General features: G+C 66.9%; 3 protein-coding genes and 1 pseudogene. All 4 read right to left on the minus strand.

The window, feature by feature from the left end:
• Nucleotides 1-30: 30 nt before the first annotated feature.
• Entirely contained in the window at nucleotides 31-2,037 is a 2,007-nt protein-coding gene (locus HU729_RS02280; RefSeq protein WP_186708211.1) for a MacB family efflux pump subunit, read from the minus strand.
• Nucleotides 2,038-2,039: 2 nt separating this feature from the next.
• On the minus strand, nucleotides 2,040-3,197 hold the full coding sequence (macA, locus tag HU729_RS02285) for a macrolide transporter subunit MacA (protein ID WP_186708131.1): 1,158 nt from the start codon (nucleotides 3,195-3,197) through the stop codon (nucleotides 2,040-2,042).
• A gap of 136 nt (nucleotides 3,198-3,333) precedes the next feature.
• Nucleotides 3,334-8,229, minus strand: coding sequence for an amino acid adenylation domain-containing protein (locus HU729_RS25700; RefSeq protein ID WP_346655282.1), 4,896 nt, complete (start codon nucleotides 8,227-8,229; stop codon nucleotides 3,334-3,336).
• A pseudogene (locus HU729_RS02290) lies at nucleotides 8,227-21,144 on the minus strand (amino acid adenylation domain-containing protein); the annotation flags it as partial. The gene HU729_RS25700 and the pseudogene HU729_RS02290, both read right to left, overlap by 3 nt.
• Nucleotides 21,145-21,494 lie beyond the last annotated feature (350 nt).

The following is a 21,494-nucleotide window of genomic DNA, read 5'->3' on the forward strand; positions in this document are numbered from 1 at the left end:
ACCAAAGCCGTGCGTCAGCGACACGTCAGTTCAATCCCGCGCCAAGGCTTCGATCGGGTCCAGCCGTGCGGCGTTTCGTGCGGGCACAAACCCGAACACGATGCCGATCAACGTCGAACAGGCGAACGCGGTGGCAATCGAGGCCGGCGAGAACACCATCTCCCACTGTTTGACGAACAGTGTGAACAGGTAGCCAATCCCATAAGACAACGCGATCCCCACCAGCCCGCCGAACAGGCAGACCATCACCGCCTCCACCAGGAACTGCTGGCGAATGTCCGACTGCCGGGCACCGACGGCCATGCGGATGCCGATCTCACGGGTACGTTCGGTGACCGACACCAGCATGATGTTCATCACCCCGATACCCCCCACCACCAATGAAATTACCGCGATCAACGACAGCAGCAGGGTCAGCGAACGGCTGGTTTTCTGCACCGTCTGCATGATGCTGTCGAGGTTGTTGGTGAAAAAGTCCTTGGTGCCGTGGCGCTGCAGCATCAAGCTGTTGACCTCCTCTTCTACCCGCTTGCTGGGCATGCCGTCCTTGATTCGCACGCTGATGCTATCCAGGTGACGCTGCCCCAGCAGACGCCCGGCAGCAGTTTCGTAGGGCACCCAGACGTTCAGCGCGTTGCTGGCGGCGAACAGGTTCTTGTTCTCGGTGGTCACGCCGATCACCGTGCACGGCAGATTGCCGATCAGGATCACCTGCCCGAGCGGATCGCCCCCCTCGCCGAACAGCCGCAAGCGCGTGTTGTGGTCGATCACCACCACTTGCGCCTGGCGCCGGGCATCGCTTTCGCTGAAGGCGATGCCAGCAGCCAGGTTGATGTTGCGCACCTGGAAGTAGCGTTCGCTGACGCCATTGAGCTGTACGTCCAGGTCCAGGTTGCGGTAGCGCACCAGCATGCTGCGGCCGATCACCGGCGTTGCACTGTCGACGTAATACAGCTGGTTGAGCGCAGTGACGTCGGCCAGCACCAGGGTCTCGATGGCCTTGGCCCGGCTGTCACCGAAGTTGCTGCCTGAATAGATGTCGATGGTGTTGCTGCCGATCGCCTGGATATCCTTGAGCACGTAGCCTTTGGCGCCCTCGCCGATCGCCGAGATCGACACCACCGAGGTGATGCCGATGACGATCCCGAGCATGGTCAGCAACGTGCGCATGCGGTGCGAGATCAATGCGATCCAGGCCATGTTGAACGCTTCACGGAACAAGCCCAGGCTGGCCACCAGGCGCCGTGGCGGACGGGCCTTGCGTTGCGGCTCGGGGATGGCCGCATCGGGCGAGGCCTGCGGCGTGTTGCGCTGATCGCTGACGATCTGCCCGTCGCTGACCTCGATGATGCGCTCGGCATGGGCTGCGACCTTGGGGTCGTGGGTCACCAGGATCACGGTGTGCCCGGCTGCGTGCAGCTCCAGCAGGATGGCCATCACTTCCTTGCCGCTGGCCGTGTCGAGGGCGCCGGTAGGCTCGTCCGCGAGGATCACCTCGCCGCCGTTCATCAAGGCCCGGCAGATACTCACCCGCTGCTGCTGACCGCCCGACAGTTGGCTGGGGCGATGCGTCAGGTGCCCGGCCAGGCCCAGGCGCTTGAGCAGTTCCTGGGCCCGCTCGTGACGCTGCGCCTGGGGCGTACCGGCATACACCGCCGGGATCTCGACATTGCGCAGGGCGTCCAGATGCGGCAGCAGGTGATAACGCTGGAAGATGAAGCCGAAATGGTCACGGCGCAGCGCGGCCAGCGCCTCATCGTCCATGTCGCGGGTTTCCTGGCCACCCACCTGATAGGAACCGGCGCTGGCATGATCCAGGCAGCCGAGGATGTTCATCAGCGTCGACTTGCCCGAGCCCGAGGCGCCGATGATCGCCACCAGCTCGCCCGCGTTGATTTCCAGATCGATATGGCGCAGGGCAAGAAACTCGCGATCTCCCGCCATGAAACTGCGGCTCACGCCCTCCAGGCGCAGCAGCGGCTGGCCGGTTTCGACGGCGGTGGTGCGCCGCGAGGCCAGCTCGACGTTCATGTTCATGCTCATGCCCCCGCCGCGTCGCCGATGGGCTCGCCAATTACGACCCGGTCGCCCTCGTCCAGCCCCTGCCTGATCTCGACCCTGACATTGTTGTTGATCCCGGCCTGCACCTGGCGCACCTGGGCAAAGCCCTTGGCGTCGACCACCCGCACCGGAAAGCTGCCGTCACCACTGCGCGGCCCAAGCGCCGCCACCGGCACACTGAGCACCGCCTCGGCGGTGGCCAGCACGATGCGCACCTGGGCGGTCATGGAGATGCGCAGGCGGTGGTCAGGGTTGGGCACTTCGAACAAGGCGTTGTAGAACACCGCGGTGTTCTGCTTCGGCGCGCCAGCGCCACTCTTGTCGGTGCTCTCCAGGTAGTTCTGCGGCGCCGGTTCCGTGCCGCGCAAGGTCGCGTAGTAGCGCTTGTCTTCGCCGAGGATGGTGAAGTACACCTGCTGGCCGGGGCTGATATGGATCACGTCGGCTTCGGAGACCTGAGCCTTGACCGTCATGGTGTCCAGGTCGGCCAGTTTGAGGATCACCGGCGCCAGTTGCTGGGCGATCACGGTTTGCCCTTCCTGGGTGACGATGCCCACCACATCGCCGTCGATGGGCGCGCTGATGCGGGTGTAGTCGAGGTTGACCTTGGCGGTGTCGATCTGCACCTGGGCACTCTTGATCTGCGCGTCCAGCGAGTGCAGGGTGGCCTGCTGCACCTGGTATTCGGACTCGGCGTTCTCGAAGTCCTGGCGCGAGATCGACTCGTCGTCCTGCAACGCGCTGTAACGCTCGTATACCCGACGGGTCTGGTTGACCCGGGCCAGGGTCGAGCGCCGCTCGGCCTGCAGCTTTTCTTCATCGACCTGGGCCTGGCGCAGCGTGTTGCGCAGCACCAGCGGATCGATCTCGGCGAGCCACTGGCCCTTGGTCACCTTGTCGCCCAGCTTGACCTTCAGCGAGCGCAACTGCCCGGAAACCTGCGCCCCGACATCCACCTGGCGGATGCCCTCGAGCACACCAGTGGCCAGCACCGCGTTCTCGATGTCACCACGCTCGACCGTGGCAGTGATGTAGCGCGGCGGCGTGGCCGGGGCCTGTACCGCGTACAGCGTGATCCCGGCCACCAGCGCCAGGGCGCAGCACAGGCTTATCTTGCGAAATCTGCTCTTGTCCATAAATACTCGTTCATCCGTTCCAAAGGCCTGCGTGCCGCACCGCCCCTTGTGGGGGCGGGCTGGCCTCGCAATCACCGGTCAAAGCCGGTGCCAGATACCGCGGTGCTGCAATCGCGGGACCAGCCCGCTCCCACAATCAATGAGTGACCCGCTGCAGCGCCTGCCCGTCATGCCACCAGGCCGCAAGGCTGAACACATCCGGTGCCTTGAGGATGCTGAAGTGGTTGCCAGGGCCGTACCACACCTCCAGTTGCGGCAGCAGACGCTGCCAACCGGCAAGCATCGCCGACTGTTCGCGCTGGTTGCCGGCCGCATCCAGGGTCGCGTCGGCTACCAGCACCAGGCTTGCCGGGCCGCTGTAATCGGCCTGTGCCAGGTATGGCGTACGCAGCGCGCTGGAGAAGGTCCGGGCGATCCCATGCAGCGCCCTGGCGGAAGAACGCGCGGGCATCAGCCCGACGCGAACCATGGCCTGGTGCAAGCGCTCGAGCTGCTGCTCGTCGTCCAGCGCGGCAAAGGCCTGGCCGTCGATGTCCAGCGAGCGCCCACTGGCCAGCTGCAACGATTCGATCAGCCGATTCAGCGCTGCACCTGCGGTGTAGGGCCGACCGCAGACGCTGTTGCCACCCGGTGACTCGCTGTCGATCAAGGTCAATGAGCGCACCTCGCGCCCCTGTGCCTGCAACCGCGCCGCCATGGCATGCGCCACCCAGCCACCGAAGGAATGCCCGACCAGGTTCAACGGCCCCTGCGGGTACAGGGCTTCGATGGCCTGGACATGGCAGGCCGCCGCAGCTTCGATGCTGCTGTGGGGTGTGGCGGAGCCATCAAGGCCACGCGATTGCAGGCCGTACACCGGCCAGTTGGCCCCCAGCGCCTCGGCCAGGCCGATGAAGCTGGTCACACTGTCGCCGGCCCCCGGCACACAGAACAGCGGCGCATGGCCGACCTGCCCGCTCTGGATCGCCACCAGCGGCTGATAAGCCACCACCGGTTTCTCGCCGATGCCCGCACGGGCGGCCCGCAGCGCTGCAACGAGCGCACGTCCCAGGCCCTGCACGTGAGGCGCCTGCATCATGCTCAGGTGATCGCCGGGCACCGCGATGCACTGCAACTGGCCAGCCGGCACCGTGCGCTCCCAGCCAAGGTTCGGCTGCTCGGCGTGACGCGGCCCACCCTGCTCGGCACGCAGCAGGTGGATGGCAATGCCCAGCGGTTCCGGGCGGTAGTGGGCCATGGCATGGCCGTGGGCGATCTCGCGCTCGAAGAACAATTTCAGTGCGTCATCGCTTGCGGCGGCCAGTTGCGGATACAGCAACCCCTGCTCACGACAGGCCGCCAGCAAGGTGGCGAAGTCGGCTTGCCCAGCCTCCAGGGCATTGACCCTGGCCAGTTGCGCCGCGCCGTTTGCGCCGAGCCCTTGCCAGTACCCGGCGCAGTGCAGCAGCAGTTGCTGTTGCAGCAGGCGCGCACCCTGCCAGCGTGCCTTGCCCTGGTCGACCAGGCGCGGCTGCCAGGTGTCGATCAAGCCCAGGAACTCGACCTGCTCGTCCGCCCCCAGCAGTTGCGCGGCGATTTCATAGGCCAGCACGCCGCCGAACGACCAGCCGGCAAGCCGGTATGGCCCGTGTGGCTGGACCCTGCGGATACGCTCCAGTTGTGCGCGGGCCAGGGCCTCCAGGGTGTCCGGCTGCGCCTCGCCCAAGGCAAGGCCCGGCACGCCGTAGATCGGGAAATCACCGTCCAGTTGCTGGCCCAGTACCGGGAAGTAGAAGTCCATGCCGCTGAACTCGTGGATCAGGAACAGCGCCGGTTCGTCGCCCTCAGCGCGCACGCACACCAGGTCCGTCTCCGGCGTTGCCGCCTGCAGATGCCCGGCCAACGCCGCCACGCTGGCATGCTGGAACAGCTCGGCAAGCGATACCTGCAGCCCCTGTTCGCGCAACAGGCCCACCAGCCGGATCGCCAGCAGCGAATGACCGCCCAGAGCAAAGAAGCTGTCATGGCGCCCCACCTGCCCGACCTCCAGCACCTGCGCCCAGAGCGTCGCGAGCTGTTGCTCCAGCGCGGTGGCCGGGGCCTCGTAACGGCTCTCGGCAAGGTCCTGCATCGCTGGACGCGGCAGCGCCTTGCGGTCGATCTTGCCGTTGTTGGTCAGCGGCAGCGCATCGAGCGCGACGCAGGCCGACGGCACCATGTACGCCGGCAGGCGTCCCTGCAGCCAACCCCGCACAGCGGCGGCATCGAGAGTCGGGTCTGTGCGGGTGAACCAGGCGACCAGCTGAGCCGGTCCCTGCGTCAGGGTCAGGGCCATGACTACCACGTCGCCGATGCCCGGACACAGCGCCAGGTGCTGCTCGACTTCGCCCAGTTCGATACGGAAACCGCGGATCTTCACCTGGTCGTCGTTGCGCCCCAGGCACTCCAGCTGGCCGTCGTCGCGCCAGCGGCCCAGATCGCCGGTGCGGTACAGGCGTGCGCCCGGCTGCGGGCTGAACGGGTCGTCGATAAAGCGCTCGGCGGTGAGTTCCGGACGGTTTAGGTAGCCCAGCGCCACTCCATCGCCACCGATGTACAACTCACCTACTGCCCCAAGCGGCACCGGACGCAGGTGCGCGTCCAGCACATGCACCTGGGTACTGCCGACCGGCCCTCCGATCGGCACCAGTTCGGCGTCCGCCGGCACGTGGCGAACCTGCCCGGCGGTGGCATAGGTGGTGGTTTCCGTCGGCCCGTAGCAATGCACCAGGCGCAGGCCCGGTGCCTGCCCCAGCAAGCTGCGAAACGCTGCCGGATCCGCCCGTTCGCCACCGCACAGCAGCACGCGCAACCCTGCCAGCACGTCAGGGATCATCTGCACATACTGGTTGAACAACGCCGTGGTGACGAACAGCACCGTGGCGCCTCCTTCACGCAGGGTCGCGCCCAGTCGCACGGGATCGAGCAAGGTGTCGTGATCGATGACCAACACCTGGCCACCGTTGAGCAACGCCCCCCAGACATCCATGGTGCTGGCATCAAACGCAGGGTTGGAGGCGAAAGCGATGCGGTCCTGGGCGCTGAAGTCGGCGTAGCCATCGTTCAGCACCAGGCGGGCGATGCCACGATGGGGCACACGCACGCCCTTGGGCGTACCGGTGGAACCTGAGGTGTACATGACGTAGGCGACCGTATCCCCACCCTGGGCCAGCCCCGGGTTGTGACCGGGCTGACGGTTCAGGTCCAGGCGATCGAGGTCGATGCGGCGCGCGTGGTAGCTCAGGGTCGCCGAGCTGTCGCAGATCAGCGCCACGGCCTGGCAGTCCTGCACCATGAAGCCCTGTCGCTCGGCCGGTGCATGGATGTCCAGCGGCACATAGACCGCACCGCACTTGGCGATGGCCAGCTGGGCCTGGAGCAGTGCCAACGAACGCGGCAGCAGGATCGCCACATGGTCGCCCGGCGCCACGCCTTGCTCGATCAGGTGGTGGGCCAGGCGGTTGGCCTGCTCGTTGAGCTCGCCGTAGGTCAGGCTGTGCGCCCCGTCACGGGCGGCGATGGACAATGGATGCCGCGCCACCTGTTGTTCGAACAGGCGATGCACCGGCAGGTCGCGCGGGTAGTCACGCGTGGTGGCGTTGAAGGCCTCGCGCAACTGCCGGGCCTCGGCCATCGGCACCACGCTCAGGCGCTCGAGCCCTTCGCAGGCGCCCGTCTCAAGTGCCTGCAACAGCAGGTGCAGGGCGTGCTCCACGTAACCGCAGATCCGCCGGGCATCGATGCCCTGCTCGGTTTGCGCGGTCAGCTCGAACGCCAGGCCCAGGTCATCGACGCTCAACGCCAACGGGTAGTTGCTGCGCTCGTGCGCCTCGACCAACTCGATACCGTCCCACGCCTTGCGCGCAGCCTCGCCCTGCCCGGCCAACGTGCCATGGCGATAGTTGAGCAACGCACTGAACAACGCAGCCCCCGTAGGCAAGCCACTGCAGCGCTGGGCCAGCGCAAGGCGTGCTTGCTCATGGGCCAGCAGGCCGGTCAGGCGTTGGTGGGCTTGCTGCAACGCCGCCAGCACGGGCTGTCCGACAAGGTCCAGGCGCAGCGGCAAGGTATTGATGTAGACCCCCAAGGCCCGCTCTGCGCCCTCGCCGCCCTGCAGCCGACCGAGCAGCACGGTGCCGAACACCACGCTGTCGCGCCCGCTCAGTTGTCCGAGTACCTGGGCCCAGGCCAGGTGCATCAGGCTGGCAGCACTGACGTTATGGCGACGGGCCTGTTCGCGGATGCGCAGGTTCAGCGCATGGTCCAGACGCTGATGGTGCTGCGCCTGGGCATCCTGGTGTGGCGTTGCATAGCCGCCGTAAGGCAGGGTGGGTTCGTCGATATCGGCCAGTTGCTCGCGGAAGAAGGCTTCATGGGCCGCCTCGCCCGCCCCACGCTGCAGTTGGGCGATGTAGTTGCGGTAAGGCACCGCCGCTGGCAGCGCATGGGCCTGTTCGAGCAGACAGGCTTGCAGCTCGCTGCGCAACACCTCGAGGGCGACGTGATCCATGACCAGATGGTGGAACAGCAGCGTAGCGCTGATTCGTCCGGTACTCGGGTCAGTACGGTGTACCAGGCGCAGCAACGGTGCGCGGGCCAGGTCGAAGCGGCGCGGCTCGATGGCATCGTCCTCCTGCACCACATCCAGCGGTGCATGGCGCCAGACCACCTGCACAGGTTCGGCCAGCCCATCCCAGTGGAAGGCACTGCGCAGGATATCGTTACGCGCAATCACCTGGTCCAAGGCGCGGTGCAGAGCCTGCAAACGCCACCGGTCGGCGAGCAGGAAACGTACCTCCAGCACATAGGCCGCCTCACCTTCTCCGGCCAGGTGGTGATAGAGCATGCCCGCCTGCAGCGGCCCGAGCGGATAGATGTCCTGGACATTGGCGGTACCGCCATCCACCTGGCCGACGATGCGCTCGATCGCCTCTTGCGTCAGCGCCACCAGCGGCAGCAGCTCAGGCGTAATGCGCGGGCAATCGGCGGCGATGCGGTTGGCAGGCACCTGCACCTGGTCGAGGGTCTCGACCGTCGCGGCAAGGGCCACCAGGTCCGGCTCGGTGAACAGCGCCTGGATATCCAAGGCCAACCCCCGGGTGCGCAGGCGAGCGACCAGGGTCACGGCCAGCAGCGAATGGCCGCCCAATTCGAAGAAGTTGTCGTGTCGCCCTACCCGCTCCACGCCCAGCAACTCGCCCCACAACTCGGCGAGCAGGCGCTCGGTATCACCTTCGGGGGCCTGGTAGGCCTGGCGTTGCAAGGCCTCGACGGCGGGAACAGGCAGTGCCTTGCGGTCGAGCTTGCCGTTGGGGCTCAGCGGCAGGGCCGGCAGGCGCACGAACTGTGCTGGCACCATGAATTCGGGTAGTTGAACCTGCAACTGCCCCCTCAAGGCATCTGCCGTGTGCACGACCCCGGTGTAGTACGCCACCAGGCGCTTGCCGGCTGGCGGCAAGTCCAGAGCCAATACAGCGGCTTCCTTGATGCCTGCGATGCGGGTCAGGCAGGCCTGGATCTCGCCCAGTTCGATGCGCAGGCCGCGGACCTTCACCTGGTCGTCGTTACGCCCCAGGTATTCCAGGGTGCCGTCGGCCAGGTGCCGAGCCAGGTCTCCAGTGCGATACAGACGTGCGCCGGGGCGGGTGCTGAACGGGTCTTCGATGAAGCGCTCGGCGCTCAGTTGCTCGCGATTCAGGTAGCCGCGGGCGACCTGTACGCCGCCGATGTACAGCTCGCCGGCAACGCCCTGCGGCACTGGCTGACCCTGGGCGTCGAGCACATACAGCGTGGTGTTGGCGATCGGCTTGCCGATCGGGGTGTTGTCCGGCGTCTGCTCCAGTGGTTCGGCGCAGTGCCAGGCACTGACGTCCACTGCGGCTTCGGTCGGGCCGTACAGGTTGTGCAACTCGACACTTGGCAACTGCGCCTTGAAGCGCCGTACCAGGCTGCCGGGCAACGCTTCGCCGCTGCACAGCACCCGACGCAGCGCTGCAGGTTCGGCATCGCCATAGGCGAGGAACACGTCGAGCATCGAAGGGACGAAGTGCAGGGTCGTGACCGACTCGGCAGCCATCACCTGGCGCAGGTAGCCAGGGTCACGGTGCCCGCCCGGGCGTGCCATGACCAGTTGTGCACCGGTCTGCAGCGGCCAGAAGAACTCCCACACCGACACGTCGAAGCTGAACGGGGTTTTCTGCAGTACTACGTCGTCAGCGCCCAGGCCATAGGCATCCTGGGTCCAGAGCAGGCGATTGACCACCCCGGCGTGCTCGTTCATCACGCCCTTGGGCAGGCCGGTGGAGCCAGAGGTATAGATCACATAGGCCAGGTGTTGCGGAGTAAGGCCGGCAACCTTCGGATTCTCGCTGGAAAGCGCATGCCACTCGGGCAAGTCCAAATCGACCTGCGGCACCTCGAACGCTGCCAGCACCCCACGGGTAGCCGCATGCCCCAGCACCGCCACCGGCGCGCTGTCGGTGAGCATATGGCGGATGCGGTCGGCCGGATAATCCGGATCGACCGGCACATAGGCACCGCCCGCCTTGAGGATCGCCAACAAGCCAATGACCATCGACAGACCGCGCTCGACGCAGATCGCCACGCGATCATCCGGCTTCACCCCGAGTGCAATCAGGTGATGGGCCAGGCGGTTGGCCTCCGCGTTCAGCGCGCTGTAGCTCAGTTGGCTTTGCTCAGCGATCAGCGCGATGCGCTCCGGCGTGCGTTCGACCTGGGCCTCGAACAGGCCGTGCACGGTCTGCGCGAGGTCGTAGTCCACGGCAGTCGCGTTGAAGCCGAGCAGCAGGCGTTGGCGTTCCTCGTGCTCCAGCACCGGCAGCTGGTTCAGCGGCAGGTCGGGCTGACGCTCGAGTGCTTCCACCAGGCCCTCCAGCACCTGCTGCAGTTGCCCGCAGACCCGCTCGGCACCTACCGCAGGCAGTACCTGCACGGTCAGGCGCAGGCCATCGCCCAGGTCATCCACGTTCAGGCTCAAGGGGTAGTTGGTGCGCTCTTCGCTGGCCAGTGTCTCGATACCCTGCCAGGCCTGACGCTGGGTTTCGGTCTCGGCAGCGCTGGCGCTGTGCCGGTAGTTGAGCATGGCACTGAACAGTGGCATCGGTGCGACCACGCCGCTGCAACGCTGGGCCAGGGCCAGCGCTGCATGCTCATGAGTCAGCAGCGCGCTCAGCCGTGCGTGGGTGGCTCGCACACCTTCACGGACACCGTGCCCCGCCAGGTCAACGCGCAGTGGCAAGGTGTTGATGAACATGCCCAGGCCATGCCCGCTGCCCGCGCCACCTTGCATGCGCCCCAGCAGCACCGTGCCGAACACCACGTTGTCGCGACCACTGGCGCTGCCCAGCAGGCGCGCCCAGGCCAGGTGCAGCAGGCTGGCAGTACTCACGCCGAGCTGGCGTGCCTGGCTGCGCAGGCGTTGGTTCAGCTGCGGGTCCAGGTGCACCTGGGCCTGCTCGATGTTGTGCACGTCGCCCTGGATGTCACGCAGGCCGAACGGCAGGGTCGGCTCGTCGATATCGGCCAGTTGTTCACGGAAGAACGCCTCGTGCTCGGCCTCGCTGACGCCGAGGCGCGCCTGGGCCACGTAATTGCGGTACGGCACGGCCGGCTCGCTCGGCGCGGGCAGCCCGTGCAGGTAACCGAGCATTTCTGCGCGCACCACCTCAAGCGCCGTGTGGTCAAGCACCAGGTGATGGAACTGCAAAGTCGCCTCGATGCGCTCCCCTGCACGGCGATAGAGCAGGCGCACCAGCGGCGCCTGGTTCAGCGCCAGGGTGTCGAAACGCTGCGCAGACTCGCAGGCGGTGTCGATCATCGGCAGTTCGGCCTGGCGCCAGACCACCTGCAACGGCTGCGCCAGCCCTTCCCACAGCACGGCGGTGCGCAGGATATCGTGACGGGCAATGACGCTTTGCAGCGCGCCGGCAAACGCCTGCAGCCGCGCCGGGCTGTCGAATACCAGCTGCGATTGCAGCAGGTACGGGTCGGCACCGGCAGCGCTCAGATGATGGTAGAGAATGCCTTCCTGCAGCGGTGCGAGTGGGTAGATGTCCTGCACATTGGCCGCACCGCCGGGCACGCTCACCACCACACGGTCGATGGCGGCCTGGTCCAGTTCGATCAGGCTGAGCATGTCGGGTGTGATACGGGTGCAGCCGGGGGCAATGCGGTTGGCCGGCACCTGTACCTGGCGGCCCTGGCCAAGCGCTGCGGTCAGCGTCGCCACGCTCGGCTGGCTGAACAGCAAGCGCACATCAGCCTCCAGGCCCAGCTGGCGCAGGCGCTCGATCAGGCTGACAGCGAGCAGCGAATGCCCACCCAGTTCAAAGAAGTTGTCATGCCGCCCTACCCGCTCCAGGCCCAGCAGCTCGGCCCAGACCTGCGCCATGACCTGCTCGGTCTCGTCCTGCGGGGCTACATAGGCCGCCACCGGCAGATCGGCCGGATCCGGATCTGGCAGCGCCCTGCGGTCGAGCTTGCCGTGGCTGGTCAACGGCAAGGCCTGCAGGCGGATGAACGCCAACGGCACCAGATGGCCCGGCAGACTGGCCTGCAAGGCCTGGCGCAAGCCCTCGACCGGTGCGTACTCGGTGTACCAGGCCAGTAAGCGCTCGCCGCGTACCAGTACCACCGCGTCACGCACGCCAGGCTGGGCGGCCACGGCCGCTTCGATCTCGCCAAGTTCTACGCGCACACCACGGATCTTTACCTGGTCGTCGTTACGTCCGAGGTAGTCGAGCGTGCCGTCGGCGTTCCAGCGCACCAGGTCGCCACTGCGGTACATCCGCGCATCAGCTCGCGCGCTGAACGGATCGGCGACGAAACGCTGCTCGGTCAGTTCGGGCCGGTTCAGGTAGCCGCGGGCAACCCCGTCGCCACCGATGTACAGCTCGCCCGCCGCGCCTACCGGCACCGGCTGGCGGCGCTCGTCGAGCACATAGATCTGGGTATTGGCGATGGCGGTGCCGATGTGCAGCGCACCACCGACCTGCACCTGCCCCGAGGTGGCAACCACGGTGGTTTCGGTCGGGCCGTAGTTATTGATCACGGCAAAGCCCGGATCACGCTCGAACTGACGCAGGCGGTCACCACCGATCAGCAACGTACGCAGGCTGGCGTGCTGACGCTCGCGGCGCAGGGCCTGCTCGGCTACCGGGGTTGGCAGGAAGCTGACCTGCAGCGGCTGCTCCAGCCACCAGTCGAGCAAGGCATCGACCTGTTCGTTGGCAAGCGTAGCAGGCGGCAGGTGCACCACGGCGCCTGCGCACAGGGCCGGCCAGACTTCCCAGGCCATGGCGTCGAAACCGAATCCGGCCACGCTGGAGGTGTGGCTACCGGCGCGCAGGGCAAAGGCCTCGCAGTGCCAGTGCACCAGGTTGGCCAGGGTACGGTGCTCGACCATCACGCCCTTGGGCTGGCCGGTGGAACCGGAGGTGTAGACCACATAGGCAAGCGCATCGGCCTCCAGGCCCGGCACCTGCGGATCATGCTCGGCAGCGGACTGCCAGTCGCCGCGGTCCAGGTCCAGGCGTGCGATGTGCTGCGCCAGGCTGTGCTGGCGCGTGTCGGCAAGCACCAGTGCCGGGGCGCTGTCCTCGAGCAGATAGGCAATACGCTCGGCCGGGTAACCGGGGTCGACCGGCACGTAGGCGGCGCCCGCCTTGAGCACCGCCAGCAATGCCACCAGGCGCTGCGGCGTGCGCGGCAGGCACAACGCAACCCGGGCCCCGGGCCGCACGCCCAGGCCGATCAGGTGGTGGGCCAGGCGGTTGGCGGCACGATTGAGCTCGCCATAGCTGAGCACTTCGTCACCCTGCACTACCGCTTGAGCTTCTGGTGAGCGGGCGGCGCAGGCTTCGACCAGCGCATGCACGGTCTGGCCCTGCGGATAGCCACGGGCACTGGTGTTGAAATCGACCAGCAGGCGGCGACGTTCATCGGCACCCAGCACCGACAGGTCATCCAGCCGCGTGCCCGGCGCTTGTTCCAGGGCCGCGACCAGTTGCGCGATGCTGTTGGTCATCCACTGCGCAATACGTTCAGCGCCGATGTCGGCGACGGCCAGCACGCTCAGGGTGAACCCCTCGCCCCGGTCGTCGACACTCAAGGTCAGCGGGTAGTTGCTGCGCTCTTCGCCGCCCAGAAGACGCACACCCTGCCAGATACCCTCGCCATCGCGTGGCGCATCGGCAGCGCTGTGGCGGTAGTTGAGCAAGGCGCTGAACAGCGGTTGCCCGGCCGGTACGCCACTGCAACGCTGGGCCATGGCCAACGACGCGTGCTCATGGCCGAGCAGTGCCGACAGCCGGGCATGGGTGGCACGCACTGCTTCGGCCACCGCCACCTGGGTGTCGACCCGCAGCGGCAAGGTGTTGATGAACACGCCCAGTGCCCGGTCGGCCCCCTCACCACCTTGCAGGCGGCCCATCAGCACCGTGCCGAACACCACCTCGCTGCGGTTGGCCAGCACACCGAGCAGGCGCGCCCAGGCCAGATGCATCAGGCTCGCGGCGCTTACGCCCAGGGTACGCGCCTGTTCGCGCAGGCGTCGGGCCAGCGTGCCATCGAGGGCCTGGTGCGCCTCGGCGATGCCGTGGCCTTCGCCCTGAACATCCTGTTGGGCAAATGGCAGGGTCGGTTCGTCTATATCACCGAGCATGTCGCGGAAGAACGCCTCGGCGCCCGCCGCATCGCTGCCCAGACGCGCCTGGGCCACGTAGTTGCGGTACGGCACCGGCGCGCTCAGGTTGGCCACGTCGCCGAACAGCAGGGTGTGCATTTCGGCGCCGACCACGTCCATCGCGGTGTGGTCGAGGGCCAGGTGGTGGAACAACAGGATTGCCACGACCTGGCCGTTGCGCGGATCCTGGCTGTAGACCAGGCGCATCAGGGGTGCCTGGGACAGGTCGAGCCGGTGCTGGCGGGCGTCGAAGCGCGCTTGCAATTGGTCGATGACCTCGCCTTCGCCCTCCAGCTCGACCGGCATCACGGCCAGCTTCGCCTGGCGCCACACCACCTGCACCGGCTGCGCCAGGCCTTCCCAGACCAGCGAGGTGCGCAGGATGTCGTGCCGATCGATGACCTGTTGCAGGGCATCAGCCCAGGTCTGCAGGCGTTCGAGGGTGTCGAAGGCCAGGCGCGACTGCAGCAGGTAGGGGTCACCCTGTCCGGCACTCAGATGGTGGTACAGGATGCCCTCCTGCAGTGGGGCCAGGGGGTAGATCTCCTGCACATTGGCTGCCCCGCCGGGCACCGTGGCGACGATGCGCTCGATGGTGGCCTGATCCAGTTCGATCAGGCTGAGCATGTCGGGGGTGATCTGCTGGGCGCCGGCGGGTACGCGATTGTCCGGCACCCGCACCTCGCGTCCGCTGCCCACCGCAGCGGCCAGCGCGGCCAGCGTCGGCTGGGCGAACAGCACGCGCACATCGGCGGCAAGGCCGGCCTTGCGCATGCGCTCGATCAGGCTGACCGCCAGCAGCGAATGGCCACCCAGCTCGAAGAAGTGATCGTGTCGGCCGACACGATCGACCTTGAGCACTTCGGCCCAGATCGCGGCCAGCGCGATCTCCACCTCGCCCTCAGGCGCGGCGAAGGCACGACTCACCACCGCGGCCTGGCCCGGTTGCGGCAACGCCTGGCGATCCAGCTTGCCGTTGGCGGTCAACGGCCACTGGCCGACATGGACATAGGCCGACGGCAGCATGTAGTCGGGTAACTGGCCTTGCAATTGCGCATGCAGCTCGGTGATCGGCGGGACGCGGTCTTCGGTGCTGAACCAGGCCACCAGGCGCTTGTCGCCCGGGCCCTCTTCGCGCACCAGCACCACGGCTTCCTGCACCCCGGCGCACGCCGCAAGGCGCGCTTCGATTTCACCAAGCTCGATACGGAAGCCGCGCAGCTTGACCTGTTGGTCGTTGCGCCCCAGGTAACGCAAGGTGCCGTCAGCCTGCCAACTGACCAGGTCGCCGCTACGGTACAGGCGTGCGCCCGGCGTCTGGCTGAACGGATCCTCGAAGAAGCGCTCGGCGGTCAAGCCGGGCTGATTCAGGTAGCCCAGGGCAACCCCGTCCCCGCCGATATACAGCTCACCGACGGCACCGATCGGCACCGGCTGGCGCCAGGCATCGAGCACATAGCAAAGGCTGTTGCCAATCGGCCGGCCAATCGGGATCGCCCCCTCGCCCACTGCGAGGATTTCATGGGTGGTACTGAAGGTCGTGGCTTCGGTCGGGCCATAGCCATTGAGCAGGTGCGCCGGAGCGCCTTCGCGCAGTACACGGGCAATCACCTGGGGGTCGAGCACATCGCCACCGATCATCAGGTAACGCAGCGAACGGAACACCGGCAGCAGGTGCGCGGCGTACTGGTGGAACAACCCGGCGGTCAGCCACAGCACCGTGACTTCATGCTCCAGCAATGCCTGGCCCAGGGCCTCGTGCGACAGCACCTGATGCTGATCGATCACCACCACGCGCCCGCCGTTGAGCAGCGGCGCCCAGACCTCCAGGGTGCTGGCGTCGAACGCGGGGTTGGAGGCAAAGGCCACGCGGTCCTCGCCTTGCAGGTCGGCGAAGCCGTTGTTGATGACCAGCCGCACGATCGAGCGATGGGCCACCAGAACACCCTTGGGCAGGCCGGTCGAGCCGGAGGTGTACATGATGTAGGCCGCAGCCCGCGCATCCACGGGAATGTCCAGGCCGTGGGCGGGATAGGCCGCCAGATCCAAGGTATCCAGCTCTAGCCTGCGTGTTGCGCCGACCTGCGGCTGATCGGCCTGGGTCAGCAGCAGCGTGGCACGGCTGTCTTGGAGCATGAAGGCCTGACGCTCGACCGGTGCATTGGCATCCAGTGGCACATAGACCGCGCCGCACTTGATCACGGCCAACTGGCTGGCCAGCAGGTCGAAGGAGCGCGGCAGCAGCAGCGCCACACGGTGCCCCGGGCGCACGCCCAGTTCCAGCAGGTGACGAGCCAGCCGGTTGGCGTGCTGATCGAGCTCGCCGTAACGCCACTGGCGCTGACCGTGCACCACGGCAACCGCGTCCGGGGTTTGGGCGGCGTGCGCCTCGAACAAGCTCTGCACCGCGTGTTCGCGTGGGTAGGCGCGGCCGGTGGCGTTGAATCCGTGCAGCACCTGCTCGCGCGCCTCGGGCGACAGGCAGGACACCGCATGCAGGGGTGTTTCCGGAACCGTCTCCAGGGCATCGGCCAGGTTCGCCAGGGCGCTGCCCAGCAAGGCGCACACCTGAACGCCATCGACCTGCGGCACAGCCTGCACGGTCAGTTCCAGGCCCTGCCCCAGATCATCGACGTTGACCACCAGCGGATAGTTGCTGCGTTCACGCGAAGCCAACAGTTCGATGCCCGACCAACCCAGGCCATCCCCTGCGCCTTTGGCGCTGCTGTGGCGGAAGTTGAGCAAACTGGTGAACAGCGCCTGGGACGCCGGCACACCGCTGCAGCGCTGGGCCTGCGCCAGCGACGCCTGCTCGTGGCCGAGCAGGCGTGCCAGACGCTGATGGGTACGACGCACACCTTCGGCGGCGCCAACGGCATCGACACTGACCCGCAGCGGCAAGGTGTTGATGAACATGCCCAGCGCCCGATCCGCCCCGGCGCCACCCTGCAGGCGGCCCAGCAGCACAGTGCCGAACACCACCTCGCTGCGCCCGCTCAGTTGCGCCAATACCTGCCCCCAGGCCTGGTGCACCAGGCTGGCGACGCTCACCCCCAGCGCGCGGGCCTGCACCCGCAGGCGCCCGGCCAGCGTGCCGTCCAGCGCCTGGTGGCTGTCGATCACCTCCACGCCATTGCCCTGCACATCGCGCAGGCCGAACACCTCGGTCGGCTCGTCGATATCTGCGAGCATCTCGCGGAACATCGCTTCATCGGCCGCAGGATCGGCATCCAGCCGCGCACGCGCCACGTAGTTGCGGTACGGCACGCTGTCGATGTGCAGCGACTGGCCCCGCAGTGCGGCACCCACCTCGGCCACCAGCCGTTCGACGGCAGTATGGTCGAGCAGGATATGGTGCAGCAACAAGGTCGCCTCCAGCCGCTCACCCTGGGCATGACGCACCAGTTGCATCAACGGCGCGCACGTTAGGTCCAGGCGATGCAGGTCGGCCTGCTCGCTGATGCGCAGTTGCGCCTGGCGATGCACCACCTGCACCGCTTCCTGCAGTCCCTCCCAGTGCAGGCTGGTGCGCAGGATATCGTGACGGGCGATCACCAAATCCAGCGCCTTGACGAAGCCTTGCAGCTCCACTTCGCCGGCAAAGGCGAAGCGTGCCCGCAACACGTAGGGGTCGGCGCCGGAACTGGCCAGATGGTGGTAGAGAATGCCCTGCTGCAGCGGTGCCAGGCCGTAGATGTCCTGGACATTGGTCGTACCCCCCGGAATGCCGGCGGTCAATGTGTCGATCTCGTCCTGGCTGAGGTCGGCCAGTGGCAGCATGTGCGGTTCGATGCGCAGGCAGTTCGCCGGAATGCGGTTGATCGGCACCTGCGTCGGTAGATCGGCGCTCACCGCAGCCGCCAGCGCCGACAACGTCGGTTGGCCGAACAGCACGCGCACGTCGGCCGCCAGTTCCTGCTGACGCATGCGCTCCACCAGTTTGACCGCCAACAGCGAGTGGCCGCCCAGCTCGAAGAAGTTGTCGTGCCGGCCCACCTGCTCCAGGCCCAGCAATTGCTGCCAGATCGCCGCGATGCGTTGCTCCACTTCCCCGTGCGGCGCTTCGAAGGCGCGACGGGCGAAGGCCTCGCCATCGGGCTCGGGCAAGGCCTTGCGGTCGAGCTTGCCATTGGCGGTCAGCGGGAAGCTTTCCAGGCGCACGAAGGCCGCCGGCACCATGTACTCGGCCAGGTGGCACAGCAGGCTGTCACGCAGCGCGGCAGCATCGGGCTCGGCGCCTGCGGCGGCCAGCCAGTAAGCGACCAGGCGCTGCTCGCCGGCGCTGTCGCGACGTGCCATGACCACGGCCTCGCGTACCCCCGCACAAGCCGCCAGGCGTGCTTCGATCTCGCCCAGCTCGATGCGGAAGCCACGAATCTTCACCTGATCGTCGTTGCGGCCCAGGTAATCCAGGCTGCCATCGGCGGCCCAGCGCGCCAGGTCGCCAGTCTTGTACAGACGCCCGCCAGGGTTGAACGGGTCGGCGATGAAGCGCTCGGCACTGAGCGCTTCGCGGTTCAGGTAGCCGCGGGCGACACCGGCACCGCCCACGTACAGCTCACCGGTGACACCGGTCGGCACAGGCTGGCGGCGGGCGTCGAGTACATAGAGCTGCAGGTCGGGAATGCGCGAACCGATCGGGCTTACCCCAACCAGTTGCGCGTCGGCGGCCTGCAGCGGTCGGTAGGTGACGTGCACGGTGGTTTCGGTGATGCCGTACATGTTCACCAGACGCGTACCGGCATTGCCGATGCGCGCGTACCAGGGTTTGAGCATCCCGGGCTCCAACGCCTCACCGCCAAAGATCACCTGGCGCAGGGAGTGTTGCAGTTCGCTGCGCTCCTGCGCTGCGATCAGTTGGCGGAAGGCACTGGGCGTCTGGTTGAGAACGCTGACGCCCGTGCGGCAAAGCAAGGCATAGCACTCGTCCGGCGAGCGACTGATGCGTTGCGGCACGATCAGCAACTGGCCTCCGAAAGCCAGCGCGCCCCAGATTTCCCACACCGAGAAGTCGAAGGCGAAGGAGTGGAACAGCGCCCAGGTGTCCTGGCGGTTGAAGGCGAACCAGTCGTGGGTCGCCGAGAACAGGCGCGAGACATTGCCATGCTCGACCATCACGCCCTTGGGCAGCCCGGTGGAGCCGGAGGTGTAGATCACATAGGCCAGGTGCGAAGGCAGCAGCCCGGCGAGCTTCGGATTGCCGGTGGGCTGTAGCTGCAACGACGGGTCGTCCAGGTCGATCACCGGTGCCGTCACCTCGCCCAGCAGCGCCAGGCTGTCGGCCTGGGTGAGGATGGCCCGCGGGGCACTGTCGCTCAAGGTGAAGGCAATGCGCTCGGCAGGATAGGCAGGGTCGATAGGCACATAGCCCGCACCGGCCTTGAGCACGCCCAGCAGGCCGACCAGCATGCCCAGGCCGCGCTCGACGCAGATCGCCACGCGGTCATCCGGGCCAATGCCCAGTTCGATCAGGCGATGAGCGAGCTGGTTGGCCCGCTGGTTGAGTTCGCCGTAGCTCAGGCTCTGCTGCTCGAAGATCAGCGCAGTGTCCTGCGGGCGCGCCTGGGCGTGGGCCTCGAAGCGCTGGTGCACCAGCGGCGTCAGGGCGAACTCGAGCAAGGGACGGTTCTGGCCATGGATCAGTTGCTCACGCTCGTCGGCAGGCAAGATATCGATCCTGTTCAGCGGAGCATCCGGGTCGTTGTCCAGGGCCTCGACGATCTGCTCGAGTGCCCGCGCCAGGTAACCCGCGATCCGCTGGGCGCCCAGCCCGCCGCCGACCAGGGCGGTGATGCGCAGGTCTTCGCCGAGGTCGTCGATGTTGATCGTCAGCGGGTAGTTGGTGCGTTCTTCGGCGCCCAGCACCTGGATGCCAGGGGCGATGTCAATGACTTCGGCGGCGTCGGCGGCATCGCTATGGCGGTAGTTGAGGACGGTGTTGAACAGCGGCGCAGGCGCCGCCACCGCACTGCAGCGCTGGGCCAGCGCCAGCGGCGCCTGTTCATGGCCGAGCACGCCGGTCAAGCGCGTGTGAGTCGCCTGCAGCCCCTGGCGCACGCCTTGCTCGCCGACGTCGATGCGCACCGGCAGGGTATTGATGAACATGCCCAGCGCCTGTTCGCCGCCCTCGCCGGCCTCCATGCGCCCGAGCAGTACGGTGCCGAACACCACCGCCTCGCGCCCCGACAACTGGCCCAGGACACGGGCCAGGCCCAGGTGAGTGATGGCTGCAGGGCTCACGCCCAGACGGCGTGCCTGGGCGCGCAGGCGCAGGCTCAGCCCACGCTCGAGGGTCAGGCGGGCGTCTTCCACCGACGGGTCCTCGACCTCGGCCACGCCGAAGGCCAGGGTAGGCTCGTCGATATCAGCCAGCATCGCGGAGAAGAACGCTTCATGCGCCGGCACGTCCAGCGCCTGACGCGCCTGCGCCAGGAGGTTGCGAAACGGCACCGCCGGCCCGACCTGTTCGGCATTGCCGGCCAGCCAGGCGCCGATCTCGCGGCGCACGATGTCGAGTGCGGTGTGGTCCATCACCGTGTGGTGGAACAGCAACAGAGCGGCGACCTCCTTGCCCGTACCCTGGGCATGCACCAGGCGCAACAGCGGCGCCTGGCGCAGGTCGAGGCGATAGTGGCGGGAGTCATGCAACCTGCGTAATTGCGCCAGCGGCTCGTCCTGGCCAGGCAGTTGCAGCGCTTCGCGCCCCAGCGGTGCTTCGCGCCAGACCACCTGCACCGGCTCGTCCAGGCGCTCCCAGTACATCGAGGTGCGCAGGATGTCGTGGCGCTGGATCACCCAGTCCAGCGCATCGGCGAAGGCCTCCAGATGCGCCTGGTCGGCAAAGCGCAGCTGGGCCTGCAACAGGTAGGGGTCGCCAGCATCGGCCGACAGGTGGTGGTAGAGCATGCCCTCCTGCAGCGGGGCCAGGGGATAGATGTCCTGCACGTTGGCCGCGCCGCCGGGAATGCTGGCGACAATGCGGTCGATGGCCTGCTGGTCGAGGTCCACCAGCGGCAGCATCTGCGGGGTGATCTTGAACGCCGGGCTCAGCCAGTCGTCGTTCTGTTGGGCGAGCATCTCCAGCAACGCCGGCTTGTGTGCGGCCAATGCATCCCACAGGGCGTCCTCCAGGGCATCGTCGTCACCATGGACGACGAGGTCCTGATCGTCACGCTGAAGTCGGATTGCACGGGTGGAGAGCACAGCCATCAGTTCGCTGAAGCGCATGGGTAAGCATCCTGCTTTTGCCAGTCGGAAATGGCGCCAAGCTAAAGGATCAGGGGTGCAAGGGGTGACAGGGTAAGGGGGGACAAAGCGCGGACTATAAAAAAACGAATAAGAATATGAATTCTTATTCCTTTTATGCGGTTAAAACTTCCTCTATAACGTTCCCAACTGTGCAGCAGCCAACACCGGCCAACTGTTTGCAGCGCAACACCCGATCAACACCCCCGCTGCTCTGGCAACACGGCGGTTGTCGCAGAAAACGCGGCAACGCGTTGATTCAAAAGGCATCGAAACTTCGGCACGACGATTGCTCAAGCAAAGTCCCCCGCTCACCCGAACAGGAGACTCGC

The organism is Pseudomonas sp. RW10S2, assembly GCF_014268985.1.
Taxonomy (GTDB): domain Bacteria; phylum Pseudomonadota; class Gammaproteobacteria; order Pseudomonadales; family Pseudomonadaceae; genus Aquipseudomonas; species Aquipseudomonas wayambapalatensis.